The 17,864-nt window shown below is 38.3% G+C and carries 20 protein-coding genes; 17 read left to right on the forward strand and 3 right to left on the reverse strand.

Annotation, left to right across the window (positions count from 1 at the left end; all coding sequences use genetic code 11):
• Positions 1-11: 11 nt before the first annotated feature.
• The 17 genes from CZ382_RS14320 (at position 12) to CZ382_RS24820 (ending at position 14,484) form a co-directional block, all read left to right on the forward strand.
• Positions 12-266 (forward strand): YdbC family protein, encoded by a 255-nt coding sequence (locus CZ382_RS14320; protein ID WP_088051872.1) that lies wholly within the window; start codon positions 12-14, stop codon positions 264-266.
• Between the two features lie 69 nt (positions 267-335).
• Positions 336-929 carry a hypothetical protein gene (locus tag CZ382_RS14325; RefSeq protein ID WP_235000435.1) on the forward strand — a complete coding sequence of 198 codons (594 nt, stop codon included), beginning with the start codon at positions 336-338 and terminating at the stop codon, positions 927-929.
• A 78-nt stretch (positions 930-1,007) separates the two neighbouring features.
• Positions 1,008-2,954: a pLS20_p028 family conjugation system transmembrane protein gene (locus CZ382_RS14330; protein ID WP_088051874.1), complete on the forward strand. Its 1,947-nt coding sequence runs from the start codon at positions 1,008-1,010 to the stop codon at positions 2,952-2,954.
• A complete protein-coding gene (locus CZ382_RS14335) occupies positions 2,926-3,291 on the forward strand; it encodes a DUF5592 family protein (RefSeq protein ID WP_088051875.1) in 366 nt (121 codons plus the stop codon). Before CZ382_RS14330 ends, CZ382_RS14335 begins: the two co-directional genes overlap by 29 nt.
• On the forward strand, positions 3,263-3,913 hold the full coding sequence (locus CZ382_RS14340; protein WP_088051876.1) for a hypothetical protein: 651 nt from the start codon (positions 3,263-3,265) through the stop codon (positions 3,911-3,913). Before CZ382_RS14335 ends, CZ382_RS14340 begins: the two co-directional genes overlap by 29 nt.
• 14 nt (positions 3,914-3,927) lie before the next feature.
• Positions 3,928-5,862 carry a VirB4 family type IV secretion system protein gene (locus CZ382_RS14345; protein WP_088051877.1) on the forward strand — a complete coding sequence of 645 codons (1,935 nt, stop codon included), beginning with the start codon at positions 3,928-3,930 and terminating at the stop codon, positions 5,860-5,862.
• Positions 5,862-6,497 carry a hypothetical protein gene (locus CZ382_RS14350; RefSeq protein WP_088051878.1) on the forward strand — a complete coding sequence of 212 codons (636 nt, stop codon included), beginning with the start codon at positions 5,862-5,864 and terminating at the stop codon, positions 6,495-6,497. The genes CZ382_RS14345 and CZ382_RS14350 overlap by 1 nt, the downstream gene beginning before the upstream one ends.
• On the forward strand, positions 6,494-7,621 hold the full coding sequence (locus CZ382_RS14355; RefSeq protein WP_088051879.1) for a peptidoglycan DD-metalloendopeptidase family protein: 1,128 nt from the start codon (positions 6,494-6,496) through the stop codon (positions 7,619-7,621). Before CZ382_RS14350 ends, CZ382_RS14355 begins: the two co-directional genes overlap by 4 nt.
• A gap of 25 nt (positions 7,622-7,646) precedes the next feature.
• Complete coding sequence (locus tag CZ382_RS14360; RefSeq protein ID WP_088051880.1) at positions 7,647-8,738, forward strand: hypothetical protein; 1,092 nt, start codon at positions 7,647-7,649, stop codon at positions 8,736-8,738.
• Between the two features lie 233 nt (positions 8,739-8,971).
• The gene (locus CZ382_RS14365) at positions 8,972-9,295 is read left to right on the forward strand and encodes a hypothetical protein (RefSeq protein WP_235000436.1); all 324 of its coding nucleotides are present in this window, start codon (positions 8,972-8,974) and stop codon (positions 9,293-9,295) included.
• Between the two features lie 14 nt (positions 9,296-9,309).
• Positions 9,310-9,771: a hypothetical protein gene (locus tag CZ382_RS14370; RefSeq protein WP_088051882.1), complete on the forward strand. Its 462-nt coding sequence runs from the start codon at positions 9,310-9,312 to the stop codon at positions 9,769-9,771.
• Positions 9,772-9,774: 3 nt separating this feature from the next.
• Positions 9,775-11,019: a MobP2 family relaxase gene (gene mobP2, locus CZ382_RS14375; RefSeq protein WP_088051883.1), complete on the forward strand. Its 1,245-nt coding sequence runs from the start codon at positions 9,775-9,777 to the stop codon at positions 11,017-11,019.
• Between the two features lie 78 nt (positions 11,020-11,097).
• Positions 11,098-11,559 (forward strand): restriction endonuclease, encoded by a 462-nt coding sequence (locus CZ382_RS14380; protein WP_088053478.1) that lies wholly within the window; start codon positions 11,098-11,100, stop codon positions 11,557-11,559.
• Between the two features lie 154 nt (positions 11,560-11,713).
• Positions 11,714-11,938 carry a hypothetical protein gene (locus CZ382_RS14385; RefSeq protein ID WP_088051884.1) on the forward strand — a complete coding sequence of 75 codons (225 nt, stop codon included), beginning with the start codon at positions 11,714-11,716 and terminating at the stop codon, positions 11,936-11,938.
• 180 nt (positions 11,939-12,118) lie between these two features.
• Positions 12,119-12,658, forward strand: coding sequence for a hypothetical protein (locus CZ382_RS14390; RefSeq protein ID WP_140392736.1), 540 nt, complete (start codon positions 12,119-12,121; stop codon positions 12,656-12,658).
• Between the two features lie 52 nt (positions 12,659-12,710).
• Positions 12,711-14,315, forward strand: a complete 1,605-nt coding sequence (locus CZ382_RS14395) for an LPD25 domain-containing protein (protein ID WP_088051886.1) — start codon at positions 12,711-12,713, stop codon at positions 14,313-14,315.
• Between the two features lie 88 nt (positions 14,316-14,403).
• Positions 14,404-14,484, forward strand: coding sequence for a putative holin-like toxin (locus CZ382_RS24820; RefSeq protein ID WP_373308339.1), 81 nt, complete (start codon positions 14,404-14,406; stop codon positions 14,482-14,484).
• 499 nt (positions 14,485-14,983) lie between these two features.
• On the opposite strand, the gene qoxD is transcribed toward CZ382_RS24820, so the two are convergent.
• The 3 genes from qoxD to qoxB are packed head-to-tail and all read right to left on the reverse strand — an operon-like array spanning position 14,984 to position 17,811.
• Positions 14,984-15,265 carry a cytochrome aa3 quinol oxidase subunit IV gene (qoxD, locus tag CZ382_RS14400; RefSeq protein WP_088051887.1) on the reverse strand — a complete coding sequence of 94 codons (282 nt, stop codon included), beginning with the start codon at positions 15,263-15,265 and terminating at the stop codon, positions 14,984-14,986.
• A 3-nt stretch (positions 15,266-15,268) separates the two neighbouring features.
• Positions 15,269-15,865, reverse strand: a complete 597-nt coding sequence (qoxC, locus tag CZ382_RS14405; protein ID WP_088051888.1) for a cytochrome aa3 quinol oxidase subunit III — start codon at positions 15,863-15,865, stop codon at positions 15,269-15,271.
• Positions 15,862-17,811, reverse strand: a complete 1,950-nt coding sequence (qoxB, locus tag CZ382_RS14410; protein WP_088051889.1) for a cytochrome aa3 quinol oxidase subunit I — start codon at positions 17,809-17,811, stop codon at positions 15,862-15,864. The genes qoxC and qoxB overlap by 4 nt, the downstream gene beginning before the upstream one ends.
• Positions 17,812-17,864 lie beyond the last annotated feature (53 nt).

Genomic DNA, 17,864 nt, shown 5'->3' on the forward strand with positions numbered 1-17,864 from the left:
AGCAGGTAATCGTGAAAGAACCAAAATATAGTGTAGATTGGGATGTTATTGAAGAAATTGCCATTTTGCATGAAAGTCAGGCAGGATGGACAAAGGAACTCAACATTATTAGCTGGAATGGTGATGAACCGAAATATGATGTGAGGTGGTGGAACGCGGATAAATCGAGGCTGGGAAAAGGCTTTACGTTTACAGCTGAGGAATTGAGTAAATTGAAGGAGATCATTGATACGAAAATACCGAATCTACTAAATAGGAACAGATAATCATTTATTATGGGACGGAGGATTGATATACTGATACTAAAAGGATGAATGGGAGATGATGGTGACCTTATGCAAAAGAGAATGCTATTCACCTTGATAATGGTGTCTGCTTTACTAGCTTTAAGTGCTTGTGGCGGAAATGATAATGATGCAGAAGGAAATAATAACAACGATAAAACGGCTGATAAACCCAAAGTGGGATTAAATGAAATTACATTTGATGACATGATAGCAAAAAAGGATAATAACGAAGCTTTTTACTTGTTGATCTATGATGCCAAAAAGGATTATGTTAAAAACACCAAATTGCTTGAAGCTTATGACAAATCCCTGAAAGATGAGGATATGAAAGCATATTATATAAACATTAATGATCTCGACGATGATAAAAAGCAAAAGATAGACACTTTAAGTGAGGATTATAGTAATCGGACATCAGGTCATAACCCTTTTGAAGATGGAGGGATGGCTGTTGTCCATCGAGGACAGTTTAATTCGGCTTATGCGTATCAGGGAACGGCATGGATTTTAAATACAATGATTGGTAAAGCCAATACAGAAAATAAAACATTTCTGGATGATGATTTATATAGTGATGTGAAAAAGGAAATTCAATATAACATCGACTATATCAAAGAACAAGAATTAGAATTAACGTACTAATTAACCAACCATTAGGAGGAACTTACCTGCATTCAAGGTAAGTTCTTTTTTTATATCAAGGAAGGAGGGAGTGTGTTTATGGATGAATTGAAGAAGCTTTATGAAGACTTATCCGCCATTTTAGATATAAGCAGTGGATGGCTTTATGATGACCTCATACGTAACATTGGGTGGGGAATTATTAAGGCATTAGTTTGGATTAACGATTGGATAGAAGGTGTGGCAACGAGTGTTGTCACACTTGGCGGTGTGTATGATAATCCAGCCATGAATCGCTTTATCGAAACGATTCAGCCCTATGTGTTTGGCATGTTCGTTGTGACGCTTATAGTTGTGGGGTTTCAGTTTATGTTAAATAAAATCGAAAAACGAAATGAAGTGCTGATGAATGTTTTGATCGCAGTATGTGTCATTGTCATTCTGCCGAATATCATGAGTATGATGGATGATTTGTTGAACGAAGGTGTGTCGGGATTAGATGAACCCGGAACGCTTTCTGATAACGTTCTTAAAAGAAATATTGCGGATGTCATGTACTACGTCGAAAGTGACTTTAATTATGCAAATGGGCTCAATAAGGAGAATATGGCAGGGAATGAAAACCTACTTCCGCATCCACCACATCCTAAAACAAAAGATATCGGGACAACCGATTATACCTACGGGAATCAACTAGAAAATCCTGATTCAATTGAAATCAATGAAAAGTTGGATGTATTTGAAGATGAGGGATGGTTTAGCTGGACAACAAAACCATGGGTGAAGGAATTGAAAGAAAAACAAGATAATGGAGGGCTTGGGTATGATTTCTTAACTAAACGTCTTGTTTCAACAGGTGATGGAGGAACAAGGATAGTTGATTTAAATGAAAATACCGTACCAGCTACCAATCTAGGACAACAAAGTTATTACCGCTATCACGTCAATTGGGGCATTACAATAGCTACATTAGCGGTGACTGCCTTTGCATTAGTCATTACAACCATTAAAATCGGGCGCGCCATGTTTGACTTGGCATTTCATCAACTATTTGCAATGTTTACAGCAGCAACTGACTTAACGGGCGGACAGCGCTTGAAAAAGGTATTAGTGGAAATTGCAAGTACATTTGCTGTGATTTTCGTGATGATGGTGCTATTACGGATCTTCATTATCTATGCACAATGGGCGAATGACCTGGAACAACATATCGGCATTATTGGTACCATCCTACTTTTGATTGCCGGTGCCTGGGCGTTAATTGATGCGCCCGATATTGTGCAACGGTTGTTAGGCATTGATGCAGGACTGCGTTCTGGCTGGCAAGCCATGATGGGTGGTTATGCCGCTGGTCGAATGGTCGGAGCTGGTGGCAAAATGGCAGCCGAAGTAAGTGGGAAAACGCTTAAAACAGGTGGTAAGGTTGGTGGGAGTGCCATTGCTGGTGGTGCTGGCATGAGAAAGGCATTGAAAAACAATAGCCATGTAAAACCAATGCCTTCCCATCGAAATGTCGAATCATCGCCGCGTCAGGAAGGACAATTCTCAACCAACACCATGAAAGGCAATACGATTCCACGTTATGAAAACAACGCGGAAGGTACTGTTGGAAAAGGAAAATTGACACAGGAAACCCAACCACAATCTGTCAAACCAACGAAACAACAAGGTCATTCAGTCAGCGTTCATTCCGATCATTCAGGTGGCACAACATCTTCACCTGTACATGGCGGACATCAGCAAGTACCAGCTGGTCCAGTCAACATCCCAACGTCACCGAAGATGGAGAATCAGCCAAGTGTAGGGCGTTCAGAAGGGCATATTTATCCTAAACCAAAGCATACCTTGTTCGGTGGTAACCGGACGGTACAGCGTGCCAGTCATTTCCTGACACGGGCACATAATTCCGGTTATGATGCCGGTCAAAAAATGAATCAGATTCGCGGAAATATCAGACAAGGATTGGATAAAAAGGACGTAAAAAAACCAAAGGATACGCAAAAGGGGCTGAGAGACCATGAAATATCAGATTCCGAAAGAGATTAAGGCAAAACCGAAGATCTTAGGTTTAGAAATGCGAGAGCTAGTCATTTTGTTGATTAGCTCTCTTTTAGTTTTAACTATTTTACGGGACTTTGTTCATAGTGTTTTCATGATTCCGTATTTTGCGGCGGTGATTGGATTTATGATTTATTTATTCATGCCGTCCGGTCACAATCCGGAAAAAAGGCATTATGAGTCGTTTATTTTGTTTTTTCGCCATAAAAAGAGTGTCTACCATACCATAGATAGACATAAGCAGGCAAACATCAGATTGCGCCAAAAATGGTCAACGGAGGAGGTTGTCAAGCAGAATGAGTCAGGAGGAAAAAACTACTCATGAAGAATCAAACACTCAAAAGAAGCAACACGTGAAATGGCTAAACCAACTCATATCAAAACTAAAAGGGGTTGTTTTAAGCAAACAAGGTGACCAGGTAAAGTTAGGCAAGAAGAAAGAAAAAATGTTGAGGCAAACACCAGAGATCCTCCCGTTTGTTCAAATTCATGATGATTATATTCTTTTGAAGAACGGCGTGATGGATATTTTTCAAATCCAAACGAAAAACATTCATGCGTTGAATGACGCCGACTTAAATTACTTGTTGATGAATCGAACCCGTTTTTTACGAAGTTATTTCCGTTCGTATAAAGAAGTGATCTTGAACTTTCCGGCTAATACAGAAGCACAACGTACTTACTGGCTTAAAAAACGAAAACAAACAACAAACCCTATACGTTTAGAATATATTGACCAAAAATTAGTTGAGTTTGATTTTTTGGAGCGTGATCGTTCGAACCGGGAGTTTTTCATCTTTGTGTATGCGGATGATAAGCAGGAGCTTGCTGATCGGAAACATGATGCGAAACAGGGGATGCAACAGGCTTTCCCGTTAAAAGAACTCACACGGTCAAAAAAGAAACAAGTCCTGTTTCTGTTAAACAATCAAAATACCAAACTATAGGAAGGATGGATACCATGGCAAAACAGACCAAGCGTCAATGGTCAGGAAAACAGAAGCCACCTCAATTGGATAAGGATTTTTTAACAGCGATTCAACCGCAAGGTGGTATTCGTTTTAAAGATAAGTATATTAAAAAAGGGGATGGATATGAAGCGTGCATCCATGTTTGGGAATATCCTTCTAGTGTTAATATTTTATGGCTGGATAAAATGATGTCTATGTATGATGTAACAGTTGTAACAGACGTGGCAACCATGCACCAGGATGAGACAGTAAGTGCAATTAATAAAAGCATGGTAGAACAGGATGTACGATTCCGCAGTGCTAAACATGAATCTGAACGAATGGATGCCCAGCGCGGTTATCAGGAAATGGAACAATTATATCGACAAATCAGTGAAATGGGGGAAGTCATTAAGTTATTGCACATTCGTTTATTTGTTGCGTCACCAACTATTTGGGAACTGGAAAAGAAAGTCGATCGAACCATATCAAAACTACAGTCGTTCGGGTTTAAAGGACAAATATTCTTGAATGAAACCTATTGGGAATGGCAGTCTTTATTCCTCCCCTATGAACAACAATTGGCTTTTCCGAACAAACGGGAAGGAAAGGGAATGCCGGTCATGACGCTTGCTTCCGGTCTACCTTATCACTTTTCTGAATTGAATGATCGAACCGGCAGTTACCTTGGCACATCGTTTACCGGTGGCAATGTATTGTTTGATTTATTCCATCACGACAAATTAAGACGTTTTTATAATGCAGTGGTTGTCGGGAAGATGGGTGCCGGTAAGTCAACATCTCTTAAAAAGCTACTGATGGATAATGAATCACGCGGCAATTTTATTCGTGGTTTTGATGTTACTGGAGAGTTTGAGACACTCGTTAAAGCAGTGAACGGACACATGATCAGCCTTGATGGAAGTGATGGTGTCATCAATCCTTTACAAATATTTCGCACAGAAGATAATGGTAATCCGGAAAAAAATGAGGAAATTAGTTTTATGCAACATATATCGAAAGTCGCAACCTTTTACACGTTTGTTGCAGGAAGTCCTTTCCCTGAAGAAATTGAAGAATTCAAAAAGGTGCTACGACTTTTTTATGATTCACTTGGTTTCTCCGATAAAATACACACAACCGGCATTACGTCATTGGATAATGAGAATTACCCTATCTTTAGCGATTTTTTAACGTTCCTTCGTGAACAATTATATGAAAATAGTGACAAGCGCATCATTCGTTCTGAATTATCGACATCCAGAGTCCAACGACTCGAAAAAGTTGAATTGGTGATTGATAATTTGGTGAATAGTTTTTCTTATTTGTTTAACGGGCATACGAGTATACCCAATATTACCAATGAACAAGTTATTTTCTTGTCGATTCGTAACTTGACAGGGTTAGAAAAGAGTGTATTCAATGCGCAGATGTTTAATGCATTAAATTTAATTTGGGATAACTTGATTCAAATAGGCTCGTTGCAAAAGAAGCTCATGTATGAAGATGATTCGTTTGATGTCGATGAAGCAACACGTTTTCTTGTCATGATTGATGAGGCCCATCGACTCGTTAATGCTGAAAATATGCTGGCAGTTTCGTTTTTAACGGCTTTTGCACGAGAGGCACGGAAGTATTTTGGAGGACTCATCCTTGCCAGTCAATCCATTCGTGATTTTGTTCCAGACCATTCCGACACGGATACGGTCACAAAAATACGGACGTTATTTGAACTCACACAATATAAATTTGTGATGCAGCAGGATTCTAATTCGCTGGAAACATTACGTACGATTTTTGAAGGACAAATGACAGAAAGTGAATTGGAACATGTACCGCAATTACAGCAAGGGGAATGTTTATTAAGTATCAGTGGTGTTGGCAATTTGATGTTATCCGTTGAAGCATCAGATGAAGAATTGCATTTGTTTGAAGGGGGATTGTAATGGAAAAACGGATGCTTTACAAGTTTACATTCCTCATTATCGTAGCTTTATTAATCATTGCGATGTATGTATGGAAATGGGCAACGGATGAAAAGGAGCCACAAGATCCGGAGGATTTATTCGATGAATCACAGCATGAAACAGAACAACTACCAGAGCTCCAGGAAGAAAAGATTGATGAAGTACTAGAAGATAAGGAAAACCAACAAAACATGGAAGATCAACGCCATGAAACCATATATCAGGATCAATTTAGTGACAAAGCGGTCACCCATGCAAAAGAGCAAGCACAACAAGGGCTTGCTCTTTATTTATTGCAAATCTCAGAGTGGAGTAAATGGAAAGGTGTTGTGACATCTTCATTTTTAAGAGAGATCAAGCAAGATGGTCCAACCATAAAGGGAGCCAACGTTGAACGACGGATTGAATCTATTGAATTATTTGCTTCCGATGCACCCAAAAAAGATCATATGGTATTTGGTGCATTTGCCACATGGCATGTTACATCAAATGGGCATGTAACCAATCAACGAACGCAGCTTTTTTACATGACCATGGTGCAACAAGACAATCAATGGCTCGTTAACAACATAGTAACTCCTAATGAAGGCATGGAAGGGAAGAAAGATTCATGAGGAATATATGGGATGCCGTGAAAGCCATTGCCAAGAAAAAAGTTATGACATGGATTTTGGGTCTTGTTGCAGTGGGTCTCATTCCCATACTACTGATTGGATTGATTTTAATGACCATCATGTTTGCCATTATTGGCGCATTAGGTGGTAGTGTCGACGATCAACAAACGGAACAAAATAATCCATCTGCCGCTTATGTATGTTCGGCAACAGGTGAGGTAAATCAGAAAAAATGGGATGCTATTTTTGGAATTCAAAAGCGGTCGGGTGCACTAAAAGGGCATGGCGATGACATTATTCAGTTGTCGGAAGAAAAGGGCATTGATCCTATTTTATTTGCATCCATTGCGTTACATGAAACCGCATGGGGGGAATCAAATGCCATTCAACAAAAAAATAATCCCGGCGGATTAATGAATCCAGATGGCAGTGGACTTTATTCATTTCCAACTTTGGAAGAAGGTTTAGAATCCATGTCGCAAACGTTATATAACCGCATTATCGTCGATGGTTTGGTCACCATTGAACAATTGGGCAGTGTTTATGCACCAGTTGGTGCGGAAAATGACCCGAATAACTTAAACGAAAACTGGGTACCAATAACCAAAGATATTGCCAAAAAATTGGGTGGTTTAACTATGAATTGTGAGCCATCTGAACAACCGGACATGGAATTGATTGGCGATAAGGCGTGGATATCACCACATACGAAAAACATTACATCCGGTTTTGGGAATCGAAGTTGCAGTGGTTGTTCGTCATTTCATGGGGCAATCGATGTTGCATCTAGTGGTATTCGGGGAACGCCGATCACAGCGTTTGCAGACGGTGAAATTGTTATTAGTAAAGCGAATGGTACGACATTTCAATCAAGCAGCAGCAACATGGGAACAGGGTATGGCTGGTATGTCGAGATTAAACATGAAGATGGTACACGGACAAGATACGGTCACATGATGGAAAAAGGGAAGCCTGTGGGAACGAAAGTACAAGCAGGTGATGTAATTGGTAAAGTCGGTTCAACGGGAGCATCTACTGGACCGCATATGCACTTTGAAGTGATTATAAATGGTGAAAAAGTCGATCCGATGTCATATGTTAAACCGTTTTTAACCGGTGAATAATGAACAAGGAAGGAGTGATTGTAACGTGAAAAATAAATTGAATCGCGGACGTGAAAATAAATTATATATCAGCGTATTGATTGCCGCCGGACTCGCTTTTGGCGTTTTTTTTACGTCCAAAACATGGATGTATGATGATAGTGCAATTGCCCAAACCCCTTTTGATGAATCCATTGGGGGATTAAGTCAAACAGCATTAATCCTTCGAGACTGGGAGTATAATCCGAAAAATGAATTGATGGAAGTGACATTAGAACGTGTTCATACTGGTACAGACGCCGTTGAACCAACCTTTACATTTTATGCAAAAGAACAGAACGCTAGTCAAAAATACAATGCAGAATTGGTATATCAGTCAGACAATAACATGGTTGTTCAAATTGAAGATGTACCTGAATCCTTTCAAATAATTGGTTTATTTGTGACGGAACACCGTGATGAAAATATCTTGAAACAAGAGTACAAAAAGCAATTGCAGAATAAAGGTGATGAGGCAGCTATTACCGGTCAGGACATGGAGGAATCCGAGTTACCTGAACCGGAAGAAATAATTGTTGTCGGTGATTACAGAAAGATTGATATAAATAAATCATTAGTAACGAAGACGGATGAAGGATACAAGAAAGAAAATATTATCGCCGATATGGAACGTATTAAACAAGAAATCACAACCATTTTGGAAGAAGACATACCATTTCAGGAAGACCTGATTACAACCTTAATACAGGAAAAAGGTGACTTGAAAAAAGACATGGAATTTGAAACGGAGGAAGAACAAGCAGACACGAAAAGGGAGAGTGAACAGAAGGAAAAGGCCATCAAGGATGCCAAAGGCGAAATTGAAAAACTGAAAAAGAAAGTGAAAGAACTCCAGGAAAAATTCCAAAACCGTGAAGAAAAACTGAATGCACTGACACAACATAAGGAAGGGAATCGGCAGCAAGAGAAAGACAAAACGGATGTAGAGAATAAGAAAACAGCTCAACAAGGTGCGTTAAAAAGTAAACAAGAAAAGGAGAATGATGATTCTAAGCAGTCAGATAATAAGAAGTCATCCAAGGATAAGGAAAAGCCGGTTAATAAGAAAAAAGATAAGAATAAAAAAGATAAAAAATAAGACAATAAGTCTCTAACAAGGATGAGAGATAACGGCGCAAGTCCTATATAAAACATATATATTGACCTATATAAATGCTATATAATCGCTCAAAAAAATGACATGCACGGAAAAACTAGGCTCTGCCTAGTCCATCACGTTATGTGATGGCATTTTCCCCTTATCCTGTTCAACACTCTCTGCCATTTGCACAGAGAGTTTCCTAATGCCTTGTACCTTGAAAGGGGGTGCTAATGATGGATGCAAAAGTTCGTGATTTAGATGCAGGAGCCATGCAGGTACTAAAGGAAGTTGCCAAGAAACAAAAGATTTCACGAAATGAATTATTAAAACGACATATTGAGGATTTAGCAAAGTTTAATGGAATCAAGAGCACAGAAAAAGAATTAGATTCAACAATCGGTCGGGTCGGTGACGCATTGGAAATTACGTACAATAGACTTGATAAACTTGAAAAACAATCCAAAAAAATGTATTTGCTATTATCCATCGTTTTGGATGTTGACCCTGAGGAAGTGGATGATTATCTGGAGAAGATGTTCAAGCTAAACACATAAGGAGATGATTACGGATGGGGGACATCAATACAATAAAAAAGGGTTCATACTTTTTATTAAGTCAAGCAACCAAAGAAAAAATAAAAGCCATTGCAGCTGAAAAGCATGTATCACAAGCAGATGTCATTACGACTGCCATTGACCACTATTATGCAGACTGTGAGGAAGAATATGTTGTATCCAAAAACATGATCACGGATTTAATAGATGAAAAGTTGGAGACGATGCAGGAAAGGTTACATCGTATTCAAGTAACAGGAAATGTGATTGACCGGGATAACAAAATTCTTTTGGAGTTTATGAACCATTATTATTTGATGAATGGGTTTAAAGATTTAATTACGACCGAAAAATATAAAACGAATGGGATACAGCAAGCAGAAAACTTAATTCAAAAACGTATTCATAAACAACGTCAAAAGAAACTTGATTATGAAAAACGGAAGGAACAAAAGCAACAGGGAAGGCAGGCATAATTCATGAGTAGTCCAGCGGTTATCTTGCGGAGTAAATTTGTCACATCTCAATCCAATACGTTTAATAATTACATCAATTATATGGATCGGGAAGATGCCAAACGTCAACTTAATGTAAACCAATCATCCAATCATAAGGATGATTTTTTTATTTTTCATCATTTCATGGATTACATGGATGATGACAAAAAGCAAGGTGAATTATTTACAAACGATCACGATACATTGAGTCATCATGACAAGAAAATTTTGAAGCAACAATTTCAACTGGCACAAAAAGATAAATCTCCGATGTGGCAGGATGTCATTAGTTTTGATAATGCCTGGCTCACAAAACAAGGGTTATATCAACCAAAAACCCACACGTTGGATGAAACCAAAATGCGTGCGGTTGTCCGTGCATCCATGAACACGTTATTGAAAGCGGAGGGGATGGAACTTTCGGCAGTATGGGCAGCATCATTTCATTACAATACGGATAATATTCATGTCCATGTTGCAACCGTTGAGCCACACCCAACAAGAGAATTAATCAATGTGTTCGATAAAGAAGCGAATGAATGGAGAGAAGAATATCGTGGTAAACGTAAACCAAAGACACTGGATAAGATGAAATCCAAAGTCGCCAATTTGATTTTAGACCGATCTAATGAACGTAATAAAATTGATGAACTGGTCAAAGGAACGGTGCGGCAAAAAAGGGAAGATAGATTGTCCTTAGCAACGCATCAAAGAACGAAAGAATTGTTTCAGGAAGCGTTTAAGCACCTTCCCTCTGACAAAAAACAGTGGAAATATGGTTATCGATCTGTCAATAAAGCAAGACCTTATATAGATGACATGACGGAAATCTATTTACACGAATTTCATGCGGATGAGATGAAACAGTTGCATAAACAATTAGATGGGGAGGTAAACGTCATGAAAGAAATGTACGGGGAAGGAAGTGATTCTGAAAATTATAAACAAACCAAACTGGACGATTTAAAAAAACGGATGGGAAATGCGGTGTTGGCGGAGATGCGTGATTATGTTAAAGTGCAAAATGATTTATCGTTTCAGCCAAAACAATGGGGTGGATGGAAGTCATTCAACCCACAGCAGCCATTTTCTTATCGAAAACAGGCGGTTTACTCGTTCAATTTTTCCATAATGAAATTGCATAAAGCGATGCGTAAAACATTTCATGATTATCAAAAAGACAGAAACCTACAGGAATTTGATCGTATGATGGATGGGTATGAATAAAATTATAAAGGTGGTGTTTGTGTGGTCAGTCTATTATTTTTATTAATTAGCTTGTTGATTATTTTGTTTGTCTTTCCAATGATTATGAAATACATCAAAAGGAGGAAACGGTTTAATCTGTTGAAAAAGTCGGGGATAAGAGATATTGACCGATTGCAAGGTTATCAGTTTGAAGAATACCTAAAAGTCTTATTTAAAAAGTTAGGCTATCGTCCAGTTGTCACCAAAAAATCGGGTGACTATGGGGCGGATGTGGTGCTTAAAGGTAGAAATAAAATTGTGATACAAGCCAAACGATATGGTTATAAACATAATGTCAGCATGGATGCCGTACGTGAAGTATTGGCAGCCATGTTTTTTTATAAAGCAGATGAAGCATGGGTGATTACGAATTCCTTTTTCACCAAGCAGGCTAAAACGTTAGCAAAATCATGTGGCGTCAAATTATTAAATCGGTATGAGTTAGAGAAATTCATTGTGAAGATTAATCCAAAGCAACAACCAAAACAATTTGTGGGAAAAACGAGAGAGTTGAATTGAAAGTACTGTATTAAATGTTCCTGGAAAGATTTCAATTTCATTAGTCAATCGAACGAAAAATTACTAAAGGGCAAATAGGGGAAACCTTTTAATGCGTATTAACATTATATCAAACGGAAAATACTAAATTTAATTTCTCGAGAGGATGATGAAAATGGATATGTATGTAAATGGCAAATATAGGATGGTTGATTTAGGGTATGTAAAGGAAATAAAAGAAACCAGTGTTATTTTTATTGTCGATACCGGAGAAGTAGAAATTAATGTAGATGAGATCACAAAAGATGTGATTGAAACAATTTGTCAGGCTGATGGTGAAGCGTTGATTCCATTGGATGTAAAGGAGAGGGTTGTCGTGTTAGATGGCGAACCAGCATAAGAACAAAGGACCTCCAATGTTATTGAGGTCTTTTTCTTTTGCTTTTTAAAGGGGAAACCCTATGAAAGGGAAATTTTGTTTTTGGTGGATTGGAACAACAGGGAAAACAACACTATCGAAAAAATGAAAATGAAGGGGTTCCCAATGGGAGCCCTTTTAATTTTGGGAAGGAAGAGTGTAATGAATAACGACCTAGCGAAATCCAGAATTTATGTTGGGGAAAATGAGGTATACCTAATTGAAGGGGGAGAATTAGATGTTGAATTTGACTATTTGTCACCAAAGGAGCGAACAAAAGCGATTCTTGAATTAGAGGAATACATTCAAACAGAAGGGATACATCCGATCGAGAGTGAGGATGGATATATAGAAGTGAATGAAGATACGCTTATTTATGTTGTAGAGACGGGCGAGATTGATCACGCTATAGGACTTGAAATGGGAGAAAACCCATTCAAGGATGAACGAACAGAACGTGTTTTGGATAACTTTTATAAAGATTGTCTTTCTTTTTGGAACAGAGAAAAGGAGTATGGAACAGTTCTAGGCAAAAGCCCTGAACAACTAGCTATGCAAGATGTCTCTTCTATTAAATATGATCCAAGCGTACCAAACGGTGATTTGTTAGATAGGGATACAAAACAGATATGGCTAAAAGAAAAAAAGAAAAAATTACTGGATACCAAGTCTAAAGAACAAATTGTCGATATGGAAATGTAGTTGAGGGGCTTCCTAATGGGAGTCCTTTTTATTTTATGAAAGGATGATGTTTATGAAAAGAAAAACATTTGAACAAAAGCGACAAGAAGTGAAGCGATTAACAGAAACGATGAATCAGTCCATTGAATCCTATTTTGAAACACCTGAACAAATGGCTGAACACTTATCGTTTATGATGCAATTTTATCAATACTCATTACGAAATACTGCTCTTATTCAGAGTCAATTTAGAGGTGCTCGTGCGGTTGGAAGTTATAAGTTTTGGCAAGAGAAAGGTCTCCAGGTAAAAAAAGGAGAAAAGGCAATTAAAATTTTGGTACCAAACCAGACGCAATCGAAATTTAAGGATGCTAGCGGAAAATGGAAAAGTATTAAAAAGGCGACTGAACAGGAAAAAAAATTGATAAAAAAAGGTGATTTCGAGAAAAAGAAAAGTCAGTTGTATTTTGCTAGAGGAAGCGTTTTTGATGTATCACAAACAGATGCAAAGGCTAGCGATCTTCCTGATATTTTCCCGAATAGATGGCTGGAAGGTGACGTTGCAAACTATCAAGGCATGTTAGAAGCGATGAAAAAGGTAGGAAATAACCTGGATGTCACTGTTGGTAAGCCATGGGAAGAACTAGGGTCTGCAAAAGGTGTATTTTATCAAGGTATAGGCGATAGAAATAATCATATTGGTTTAAATCCACGTAATGGTGAATTGCAAAATGTGAAAACGTTGATACATGAATTGGCCCATGCTAAGTTGCATAGTACACCTGAGAAACATTTCACTCTTTCATCAGAGGAAAAGGAATTCCAAGCGGAAATGACGGCTTATGCAGTTGCATCGTACTTTGGTATTGATACGAGTGATTATTCTTTAAGCTATCTTGCGAACTGGACACAAGGAAAGGAATTAAAAGATAAAGCGAGGGTATTGGAGGAAGTAAGAGAAACAGCAGTTGAGTTTATTGAGATTATGGAGCCTGAATTGATGAAGGAACAGGTTAGACGTATGGAAAGCGAAAAAAGTATATTTTTGCAAGCTACTCAAAATAGGGAGGACGTAACAGAACTAATAGAAGTTAATAAAACAGCAAAGGAATATGTGATTGATAATAAGGAAGAAGAACATACAAAAGGCTTGTATTATCTTGTAGATGGTAATGCAGTTGTTGGAGTGAATAATTCAACGAAAGAAGCTTGGACAGAAGAATTCGATCACATTGTAAAGTGTAAGGCATGGTTAAAGCGATATGATTTAGATATTGAAAAACCACAAATATTTATTGAATTGTCGGAGGCACCAGAGTTAGACGCGGATTCAATGAGGGACTTTGCTAAAGGCAATGCAATGATGGAGGAGCTGGAAGAAAAGTATCGGGATGACAATAGAAACTACAAAACCCGTTATCATATTGTGTTTCCTGAAACCACTAATTCAGAGATGAGCGTTGTTAGTATGGATCGGCTCGACATTGGGGGTGGTGAATTTTTAAACCCTTATCATCAGATTCGCAGGGAAGGCAATCTTACAGAAGGACAACAAATGATTCTTGATGATGCTTTTTATGATTCGTTATTTGAAAATAAGAAAAAAGATATGGATAAATGGTTAAAAGGTAAACCCGAAAAAAGAAAATTACAAGAAGTAGACATGGAAATGATGTGAAAAATTTATTTATTTGTTATACTTACTGTAAGTGTAATAGGGCTTTCATGGGTGGTAGTTCACCCCTTTTTTGAAAGGGGGTGATAATATGACAGTATTCGAAGCATTGGTTCTGATGATCTCTTTCGCAACCTTAATTGTAGCCATACTGTCACAACAAAAAAAGTAACCGCCCATTGAACGCCTAGCAAGCATTTGGGTTGGTTACTTTTCTAACTCAAACATGTGAGCTGCCCCCTTGAAGGGCTGTTACACATAAGACCGTTCCATGTACCGTCATGGTCGGTCTTTTATTATAATATGACTTTCTATACATAGTATACCTCATTTTCCCCACAAAATAAACATTACAAGTTTATTTTGTTCACCATTGGACAAATATAAATAATTTAAATCAAAAGTTACCTGGTGTCCTTTTTATTTTCCAAGACAGTATAGGATTTACGAGCCTACGACTATAATGTATCCATCGCTACTGATTTTAATGGGCTAGGAAAGTTTAAAAGAAAATATTTTATAATATACTTGACCCTGTATATGATACATGGTTTATGCTTTTAATACATGACTTAAAACCATTTTAAACTCATATAAAAAAGCTTGCAGAGAAAAAACCACCTACTTTCTCTACAAGCCGAGAGAGTCCATAGACACTCTCTCCATTACATTTAGTAACCCCAAATTAATGTTAACATGGAACCAAAGATGATTGCCAGGGCAATAAATACCCCGTAGTATATGTTAATATAGATTGCCCTTTTATCCTTCGATTCACCTGCATGCATAAACACAACAAGTTGAACTGCTGCTTGTGTAAATGCTGTGATAATAAGAACAGTCATCCCTGCTTCATATGACATATCTACATAGTAAACGGAAAGTGCCACCACCGTAAGGAGCAATGAAAACACATAGCCCATTACTTGTTTGTAGGGAAATAATTCCTTCATAAACTACATCATTCCTTTCAAGTAAACGAAACTGAAAATGAAAATCCAAACGACGTCCAGGAAATGCCAGTAAAGAGAAAAAATAAATGATTTATTGGCTGTTTCTGGAGTAAGTCCACGTTTTTTGATTTGCAGAATGATATAGGATCCCCAGAATAAACCAAATGTTACGTGCGCACCGTGAGTTCCCAATAAAGTAAATAGGGCAGCTGAAAATCCACTTGTTTGAAGCGTGAGACCCTCATGGACATATTGGATGAATTCATAAATTTCCACTCCGACAAAACCGAGTCCAAGAGCTAAGGTCACTAGGAAAAAGTTAATCATCGCTTTTGATCTGCCTAGCCTCATCGCATGAATTCCTAGTCCAATGGTAAAACTACTGGTCAAAAGCAGGATTGTTTGTGTCATGAGTGTATCAACTACAAAAACCTCACCGCCGGCAGGGCCGGTTCCAGTACCATTTTTCAATATGAAATATGTTGCAAAAAGTGTTGCAAAAAGCGCGATCTCAGCGCCCAGGAAAATCCAGAAGCCGAGTATATTAGATTTGTTTTGTTCCGTGCTATATTCCAGAGGTTGCGAATGGTCTATCTTCATTTTTTAGCACCGCCTAATTTTTCTTCCGTTTTTTTAATTTCCCCGACAGATATGTGTCGCCCATGATCCCTTTCAAAAGAACGGTGAGTCATGCAAGCAAAGATACCGATTGCTGCAATAATAGCAACAACCCACATGCTGAAAACAAAGGCAAATCCGAATAAGAAAAAGAAACAGCACATGATAAAAGGTACACCACTATTATTCGGCATATGAATCTCTTTGAATTTTCCTTTAAATAATTCATGTCCTTTTTTCTTGGCATCCCAGAAAGCCTCTGATGAATTGACCTGTGGTGTAATTGCAAAGTTATATTCTGGAACAGGACTATGGGTAGCCCATTCCAGCGAGCGTGCATCCCATGGATCTGAACTGATATCTCTTGAGGCGTAGCGAATGCTGTAGTAGATGTTGTATACGATTAAAGCGAAACCTACTGCAAGCATGAGTGCCCCGATAAATGAAAGCATATTCCAAATACCGAATCCGGTTGCTTCTGAATATGTGTACATCCGACGTGCCTGCCCATCCAAACCGGAGATAAACATTGGGAAAAATGTAAGACAAACACCAATTGCAATAAACCAGAACGACCATTTCCCGAGTTTTTCGTTCAACATAAACCCAAACATTTTTGGCCACCAATAAAAGAGACCAGCAATCATTGCAAATACAACTCCTGGAATAATAACCAAGTGGAAATGTGCGACTAAAAACATTGTATTGGTATATTGATAGTCCGCACTTGCCATTCCCAGCATAACCCCGGTAACCCCACCAATGGTGAAAATTGGGATAAAGCCTACTGAATAAAGCATAGGAGTGGTAAATACAATTTTTCCTTTCCAAAGTGTCAGTAACCAGTTGAAAATCTTCACTCCGGTTGGTACGGCAATTGCCATTGTTGCAATCGAAAAGATACTGTTTACTAGTGCTCCTTGTCCCATTGCATAAAAATGGTGAACCCATACCAGAAAGGAGAGTGCAGAGATAGCTACAATCGAGACTACCATTGATTTGTAACCATAGAGATTACGACGTGCAAAAGTTGGAATAATCTCGCTATATATACCGAATGCCGGTAAAATTAAGATATACACTTCAGGGTGTCCCCAAACCCAGAAAAAGTTCGCCCAGAGCATATCCATACCACCGTTGGTTGTTGCGAAAAAGTGCGTTCCGAATAGCCGGTCCATTGTTCCCATTGCAAGTGCTACTGTTAGAACAGGAAACGCAAAAACGATGATCATGTTCGTTATTAACGCCGACCATGTGAACATGGGCATTTTCATCAGTTTCATGCCAGGTGCTCTAAATTTAAGAATGGTAACAATAAAGTTAATGCCAGTAATTAAAGTACCAAGACCAGCTATCTGAATCGCTAGCATATAATAATTTGTTCCGACAGATGGACTAAACTCATTAGCTGCGAGTGGAAAATAGGAAGACCACCCAGAACTAGGAGAACCACCAATGACGAACGAGATGTTAAATAACATTGCACCCATGAAATATAGCCAGAAGCTTAAAGCATTTAAACGCGGAAACGCCACATCGCGGGCACCAATTTGTAGTGGAACGACAAAGTTCATTAAGGCCATAATAAATGCCATTGCCATAAAGATGATCATAACAACCCCATGTGTAGTGAAAACTTCATTATATTCCTGAGCGTTTAAAAATGTGTTTTCAGGTATGGCAGTTTGTGCACGCATCATAATGGCATCTACTCCACCGCGAAATAGCATCAATATTGCGGATAGCAAATACATAATGCCGATCCGCTTATGATCAACTGTTGTTAGCCATTCACGCCATAGATAACCCCATTTTTTAAAATAGGTTAAGACTACAATTATTGCAATAACAGTTAGTGCAATAGCAACCATTGATGCGAAAATTGTAGGAGTAGGGTTAGGTATGGCAAATCTATCAAAAAAATCCATTTGTTTAACTCCTTTCAATTATATGAAACTATGGTTAAAAACTTTGAAAGCTA

This window comes from Virgibacillus dakarensis, from assembly GCF_900155625.1.
Lineage (GTDB): Bacteria > Bacillota > Bacilli > Bacillales > Amphibacillaceae > Lentibacillus_C > Lentibacillus_C populi.

Coding starts and splice junctions, on each gene's coding strand:
- CZ382_RS14325 (WP_235000435.1), top strand. CDS start 336: ATGCAAAAGAGAATGCTATTCACCTTGATAATGGTGTCTGCTTTACTA.
- CZ382_RS14330 (WP_088051874.1), top strand. CDS start 1,008: ATGGATGAATTGAAGAAGCTTTATGAAGACTTATCCGCCATTTTAGAT.
- CZ382_RS14335 (WP_088051875.1), top strand. CDS start 2,926: ATGAAATATCAGATTCCGAAAGAGATTAAGGCAAAACCGAAGATCTTA.
- CZ382_RS14340 (WP_088051876.1), top strand. CDS start 3,263: ATGAGTCAGGAGGAAAAAACTACTCATGAAGAATCAAACACTCAAAAG.
- CZ382_RS14345 (WP_088051877.1), top strand. CDS start 3,928: ATGGCAAAACAGACCAAGCGTCAATGGTCAGGAAAACAGAAGCCACCT.
- CZ382_RS14350 (WP_088051878.1), top strand. CDS start 5,862: ATGGAAAAACGGATGCTTTACAAGTTTACATTCCTCATTATCGTAGCT.
- CZ382_RS14355 (WP_088051879.1), top strand. CDS start 6,494: ATGAGGAATATATGGGATGCCGTGAAAGCCATTGCCAAGAAAAAAGTT.
- CZ382_RS14365 (WP_235000436.1), top strand. CDS start 8,972: ATGATGGATGCAAAAGTTCGTGATTTAGATGCAGGAGCCATGCAGGTA.
- CZ382_RS14370 (WP_088051882.1), top strand. CDS start 9,310: ATGGGGGACATCAATACAATAAAAAAGGGTTCATACTTTTTATTAAGT.
- mobP2 (WP_088051883.1), top strand. CDS start 9,775: ATGAGTAGTCCAGCGGTTATCTTGCGGAGTAAATTTGTCACATCTCAA.
- CZ382_RS14380 (WP_088053478.1), top strand. CDS start 11,098: ATGATTATGAAATACATCAAAAGGAGGAAACGGTTTAATCTGTTGAAA.
- CZ382_RS14385 (WP_088051884.1), top strand. CDS start 11,714: ATGGATATGTATGTAAATGGCAAATATAGGATGGTTGATTTAGGGTAT.
- CZ382_RS14390 (WP_140392736.1), top strand. CDS start 12,119: ATGAATAACGACCTAGCGAAATCCAGAATTTATGTTGGGGAAAATGAG.
- CZ382_RS14395 (WP_088051886.1), top strand. CDS start 12,711: ATGAAAAGAAAAACATTTGAACAAAAGCGACAAGAAGTGAAGCGATTA.
- CZ382_RS24820 (WP_373308339.1), top strand. CDS start 14,404: ATGACAGTATTCGAAGCATTGGTTCTGATGATCTCTTTCGCAACCTTA.
- qoxD (WP_088051887.1), bottom strand. CDS start 15,265: ATGAAGGAATTATTTCCCTACAAACAAGTAATGGGCTATGTGTTTTCA.
- qoxC (WP_088051888.1), bottom strand. CDS start 15,865: ATGAAGATAGACCATTCGCAACCTCTGGAATATAGCACGGAACAAAAC.
- qoxB (WP_088051889.1), bottom strand. CDS start 17,811: ATGGATTTTTTTGATAGATTTGCCATACCTAACCCTACTCCTACAATT.